A 5,974-nucleotide genomic window follows, 5' to 3' on the forward strand; every position below is an offset into this window, starting at 1 on the left:
AAAAACCCAGCCACAAACAGAGGTTTCGCCTGTGGCTAAAATGTTGGAAAATAACGGAACTTATGGCGTTTATGGCGGGGCGTTTGTGCCTCCTGTTTTGGAAACTCAACTGAAAAAACTCAGTGACTTTTTTGATCAGATCACCCAAACGGATGAATTCAGAACCGAATTTATCGATGTGTTAAAAGATTTTGTGGGTAGGCCATCGTCTCTTTACTATGCTAAAAACCTGAGTGCATATGTGGGGTCAAAAATCTATTTGAAGCGTGAAGACCTGAATCACACTGGTTCCCATAAAATTAACAATGCCGTTGGACAAATTTTGTTGGCTAAAAAAATGGGTGCTAAAGAAATTATTGCCGAAACAGGTGCGGGACAACACGGCGTGGCAACCGCAACGGCTTGTGCTTTTTTAGGATTGCCTTGTAAAATATTCATGGGGGCTGTGGACATGGAACGCCAAGCTCTTAACGTTCGACGAATGCGACTATTGGGAGCTGAAATCGTAGCTGCAACCACAGGAAATCAAACACTTAAGGATGCTGTAGACTCCGCTTTGGACTATTACATCAATCATCCAGATAGTTTTTATTTGCTAGGCTCACAAGTAGGGCCTCATCCGTATCCTAAAATGGTGGGATATTTCCAAAGCGTGATTGGCAACGAGGCTCGGCAACAAATTCTAAACAAAGAGGGACGTTTGCCCGATAGCGTTATCGCCTGTCTTGGTGGAGGGTCAAATGCTATTGGTCTGTTTTCAGCTTTTATTGACGATCCTCAGGTCAAAATGTACGGAGCCGAAGGCGGAGGAAAAAACATAGCTAACAACACCGCCGCTACGCTCAATTATGGAACTCCAATCGTTTTCCAAGGAACGTACTCCTACTGCTTAACTGATGCGGACAAAAATCCAATCGCTTCAAAATCAATAGCAGCAGGATTGGATTACCCCGGAATTAGTCCACAACATGCCTACCTAAAAGACAGCCAAAGAGCTTCCTATTTTTCCGTGACCGATGAGGAGGCAATCGAATCCTTCAAACTCCTTGCCCGATTGGAAGGCATCATTCCCGCCATTGAATCGTCTCATGCGGTGGCATTGGCCGTAAAACTATTGAAAAACAAAAACAGCCTTTCAATCGTAAATCTATCAGGAAGAGGAGATAAAGACGTGGAAAGAGAAATGTAAAAGCATTCATTATCCGAAAACTACCGAAAATTTCAAATAAACCACATAGAAAAAACTATATATCTATGTGGTTTATTTTTAATATATTACATATGAAATATTGAAATACTTATGTTTTTATTTTGTAAAGAATAATCACAAAGCATTTTACTTCCCTAATCTTTTGACAGAGGCTACATTAGCACTAATAGTAGTAAAAAGAACAATGGTTATTGAACTTAAAGGCATCAAGATGGCTGCCACCAAGGGCGAAAGTAACCCCAGAACAGCAAAGGTTATTCCCACCATATTATAGAGGAACGATAGCACAAAACTACCTTTAATAATTTGCATTGATTTTTTCGTAAGTGCCATAAAAACATTCAATTGCTTGATTTTTGAAGCGTCCATAATACCATCACAAGCAGGTGAGAATACATTTACATTTTCAGAGAGAGCGATGCCTACATCACTTTGTTTTAAAGCTCCTGCATCATTCAATCCATCGCCTACCATCATCACTTTTTTACCTTTTTCTTGCAAATGTTTAATGTAAAGCAATTTATCTTCAGGTTTTTGATTAAAAAGAAGAATAGAACCCTTAGGTAATATTTTTTCCAAGTTCATCTGTTCGCTTTCATTATCACCTGAGAGAATAACAATTTCATAATCAGATGATAATGATGTAAACAACTCCGAAATCCCATCGCGATAGGAATTGTGGAACACAAAACATCCTTTATAAACATTATCTAAGGACAGGTGTACGCTGGTCTTCAAGTTGTTGTGTTCTACGTGTTTCCCTACAAAACTCGCTGATCCAATTTTCACAGCAATACCTTCAACCGTAGCTTGGATTCCTTTTCCTGTAATTTCTTCGAAATTATCAATAAGTTTGGAGTTGTCCGAAACCTCCAAAAAGTCATAGACCTGACGGCTCAACGGATGATTAGAATTTCGCAATGTATTCTTTACAACTCGCTGTTCATTAGGGGTTAAGCTAATACCTTCGTAGGTTAAATCAGATTTATTAGCTGTGGTGATAGTTCCTGTTTTGTCGAAAATAATGGTGTCAATTTTTGCCATTTTTTCGATTACTTTACTGTTTTTGAGGTATAATTTACGCTGACCAAAAATCCGAAGCATATTTCCCAAAGTAAACGGAGCTGAAATGGCTAATGCACACGGACAAGCAATGATGAGTACTGCTGTAAATACGTTTAGTGCCATCACAGGAGCTGAAATTCCCCAGTAAGCACGTAAAATCCAAACGAGTAATGAAATTAACGAAATGGACAAAATGATAATGGTAAAGTATTTACTAACTTTATCTGTTAAAGATTTAAAATCATCATCTTTGTCTTTGTTGAATACATCATTGCTCCAAAGTTGGGTCAAATAGCTTTGTGAAATTCCTTTAAGAGCTTCTATTTCAATGGCTCCTTGCGTTTGTTTTCCACCTGCAAAAAGTTTATCTCCACTGAGTTTCTGCATCGGATCAGCTTCACCGGTTACGAAACTGTAATCGATATGTCCTTCACCACGGATCAGAATTGCGTCCACTGGGATAAGTTCTTGATTGCGAATCAGTAGCCTATCGCCTTGTTGAATGTCGTAAACCTGAACGCTTTCTTCCTTTCCATCGGGGTGAATTTTGGTTATTCCAATCGGAAAATAACTTTTGTAGTCGCGCTCAAAGGAGAGAAAGTCATAAGTGCGTTGTTGAAAAAACTTGCCGATTAACAATAGGAAAACCAAGCTGTTAAGGCTGTCGAAAAATCCTTGCCCCGAATCTGTTAATATGTCGTAGCAACTACGGACGAACATTGCTAAAATTCCTAAAGCTAAAGGGATGTCAATATTCAAAAAACCACTTCTGATACCCTTATACGCTGAAATAAAATAATCCGAAGCCGAGTAAAACATCACGGGTAATGAAAGAAAAAACATCAGCCAACGGAAAAAAGGCTTGTACTGTTCAATCCAAAATTCATCAGCCTCAAAATACTCGGGAAAGGACAGTAACATCACGTTTCCAAAAGCAAAAGCTGCCACCCCTAATTTGTAGTAAATATCGCGATTTGGATTGTTTTTTTTGGATTGATAATCATCCAAACTGATGTAAGGTGAATAACCAATATGGGCTAACAGAAGTACTAACTCTTTAAGGGTTAGCATGTCAGCGTTATAAGTGATGCGTACTGTTTTCTTAGGGAAATTTACCAAAGCTGTGGTTACTCCTTTGTGCAAACGATCCAAGTTCTCAAGAACCCAAATACATGAACTACAATGAATATGAGGAATATACAAACTGACAACTTGAACGTTGCCGTCGTTAAATTCCAGTAGTTTATCTACAATTTTTTCATTGTCCAAGAAAGCATATTTTTCCGAAGAAGCCTCCGGACGAGCTCCTGGGGTTTTTTCAAGGTCGTAGTAGGAAGTTAAATTATTTTCTGATAACAGTTCATAGACCGTTTTACAGCCTAAGCAACAGAAAATCTTATCGTCAAGTTCCAACGGACGACTATCGCATTCATTGCCACAATGATAACAAGTATTCGACATAAATTACATTAGAGGTTAGGCAATAACATTTTCCGATTAGGATTGAGAAAAACCTTGTAATTCTCCTTTCGCTAATTTTCTTTCGGGTACATTACCTACTATATAAAGTGGCAAAGTTACAAAAAAATTATGACTTCTATTACTAATTTTATATCTTTGCGAAACTAAACAAAATCAAATCTGCTTATGCCGACTCGCTGTGAGAAATGTTCTGTTAGAAATCAGAATGCGTTAAAAACCTTAAACGAAGGGCAACTTTGCTGTATATCAGAACATAAGACATCCATAGTCATAAAAAAGGGAGAGGTTATTTTTGAGGAAGGTGATATGCTACCGGGGGTCTATTGCATCAGCGAAGGCTTTTGTAAACTTACTAAGTTGAGTTTTGGAGGAAAAAACCAAATAGTGCGATTTGTTACCAAAGGTGATATCTTAGGGCAAAAAAGTATTATTACCAAACGTCCCGTAAGTCTTACCGCAACAGCGTTAACCGACGTACAGGCGTGTTTGATTCCAAAAGAAGACTTTCAAAACTCTTTTGCCGAAAATCACTTTTTTTCATCGGAACTCTTTAAAAATATATGCGATGAACTCAAACAAGCCGACGATGCTATCCTCGACTTAGCACAAAAAACTGTTAAACAGAGACTTGCACATACCCTTATGTTTTTGGAAGAAATCTTTGGAAAAGACCATGATGGATATATCAATATGCAACTTTCAAGAGAAGAAATCGGAACAATGATAGGCTCTGCCACTGAATCTCTCATCAGGATGCTATCTGAATTTACCAAAAACGGATGGATAGAAACCAAAGCAAAACGAATCAAAGTGTTGAATAGAAAGCAATTAGATAAAACTTCACAAGGAATGTAAAGGCTAATATATTGCATCTCTGAACTTGGTTGTCAAAACTTAATTTTAATATGACAAACAGACTTCTATACTTACACGGATTGGACAGCCTATTGCAGGACGACCGAAGAGCTGTTTTACAAACCTATGGAATGGTCGAAGGCCCTACCATTGACTATAAAAACACGCCTAATTTGTTTCAAAAACTCCAACAAAATTATGCTGACATCGAAGCTATCATAGGGTCGAGTGCGGGAGGATTGGTGGCGTATTACTTGGCTCAATATTTACAAAAACCATGTCTATTATTCAACCCAGCATTGACATTCAGAACCGAAATGCCTATACCCACCGCGTTCAACAAGAACTATAAAGAATATATGCAAATTGTAGTTGGAGGACAGGATAAAATTATCTCAGCGTGGGAATCTATCGAAATTATAAAAGAGGATATATCTGAAAATCAAAACATTAATATTCATTTCACTAATACAATGCAACATTCGTATGACATTGATATTTTCCGAAAGGAAGTGGAATTTTTCTTTACTCAAATCAGATAGAACAGATTGTTTTTTTTTGAAAAACAGAGCGATTTTAGCAAGAAATGACTGTTTTGAAATGAAACACGAAAAATAAAACCAAAAACCATAAAATAAAATGAAAAAAGCGTATTTTGTAAGTTTATGCGTTCTTCTATCAGCTTGTAATCAAACGGTTACGAAAAATACAGAGGAAAAAACTATTGTTAAACCTGTGGTTATCAGTACTTGGAATCACGGATTACCTGCCAACGATGCTGCTTGGAAAATCCTCGCCTCGGGCGGAAGTGCCTTAGATGCGGTCGAAAAAGGTGTGATGACTGCCGAAGCCGACCCCGAAGAAACATCGGTAGGTTATGGCGGATATCCAGACCGAGAAGGAAACGTGACGCTCGATGCCTGTATTATGGACAGCCAAAACAATGCGGGTTCGGTAGCTTGTTTGAAAAATATCAAACACCCCATTTCGGTGGCTCGTTTGGTAATGGAAAAAACGCCTCACGTAATGCTCGTGGGTGATGGAGCTAAGCAATTTGCTCTTTCACAAGGGTTTAAAGAAGAAGATTTACTAACTGAAAAGTCAAAGAAAGCTTATGAAGAATGGCTGAAAACCTCTCAATATAAGCCTATTATCAATATTGAAAACCACGACACGATTAGTATGTTGGCATTGGACGAAAACGGAAACCTTTCAGGGGCTTGTACTACTAGTGGAATGGCTTGGAAAATGGCAGGTAGAGTGGGCGATTCACCTATCATCGGTGGAGGACTGTTCTTGGACAATGAAGTAGGAGCAGCCGCAGCAACAGGTTTGGGCGAAGCGGTTATCCGTACGGCAGGG

At 38.5% G+C, this 5,974-nt stretch carries 5 protein-coding genes; 4 read left to right on the forward strand and 1 reads right to left on the reverse strand.

The window, feature by feature from the left end:
• Positions 1-31 precede the first annotated feature (31 nt).
• Complete coding sequence (gene trpB / locus CCAND38_RS01080; RefSeq protein WP_231549983.1) at positions 32-1,189, forward strand: tryptophan synthase subunit beta; 1,158 nt, start codon at positions 32-34, stop codon at positions 1,187-1,189.
• Positions 1,190-1,336: 147 nt separating this feature from the next.
• Here the strand turns inward: trpB and CCAND38_RS01085 are convergent, their stop codons facing one another.
• Positions 1,337-3,736 carry a heavy metal translocating P-type ATPase gene (locus CCAND38_RS01085; RefSeq protein WP_042005335.1) on the reverse strand — a complete coding sequence of 800 codons (2,400 nt, stop codon included), beginning with the start codon at positions 3,734-3,736 and terminating at the stop codon, positions 1,337-1,339.
• 186 nt (positions 3,737-3,922) lie between these two features.
• On the opposite strand from CCAND38_RS01085, the gene CCAND38_RS01090 reads away from it, so the two are divergent.
• From CCAND38_RS01090 to CCAND38_RS01100, 3 genes are all read left to right on the forward strand, one after another.
• Positions 3,923-4,612, forward strand: a complete 690-nt coding sequence (locus CCAND38_RS01090; protein ID WP_042005336.1) for a Crp/Fnr family transcriptional regulator — start codon at positions 3,923-3,925, stop codon at positions 4,610-4,612.
• A gap of 50 nt (positions 4,613-4,662) precedes the next feature.
• A complete protein-coding gene (locus CCAND38_RS01095) occupies positions 4,663-5,154 on the forward strand; it encodes a YqiA/YcfP family alpha/beta fold hydrolase (RefSeq protein ID WP_042343109.1) in 492 nt (163 codons plus the stop codon).
• A 97-nt stretch (positions 5,155-5,251) separates the two neighbouring features.
• Positions 5,252-5,974: isoaspartyl peptidase/L-asparaginase family protein (locus CCAND38_RS01100; protein WP_042343110.1), on the forward strand; the 723-nt coding region annotated here is incomplete at its 3' end.

Source organism: Capnocytophaga canis (assembly GCF_000827555.1).
GTDB classification, from domain to species: Bacteria; Bacteroidota; Bacteroidia; order Flavobacteriales; family Flavobacteriaceae; genus Capnocytophaga; species Capnocytophaga canis.

Excerpts from the sequence above, each read along its gene's own strand:
- CCAND38_RS01085 (WP_042005335.1), bottom strand. The coding sequence starts at position 3,736 with ATGTCGAATACTTGTTATCATTGTGGCAATGAATGCGATAGTCGTCCG.
- CCAND38_RS01095 (WP_042343109.1), top strand. The coding sequence starts at position 4,663 with ATGACAAACAGACTTCTATACTTACACGGATTGGACAGCCTATTGCAG.
- CCAND38_RS01090 (WP_042005336.1), top strand. The coding sequence starts at position 3,923 with ATGCCGACTCGCTGTGAGAAATGTTCTGTTAGAAATCAGAATGCGTTA.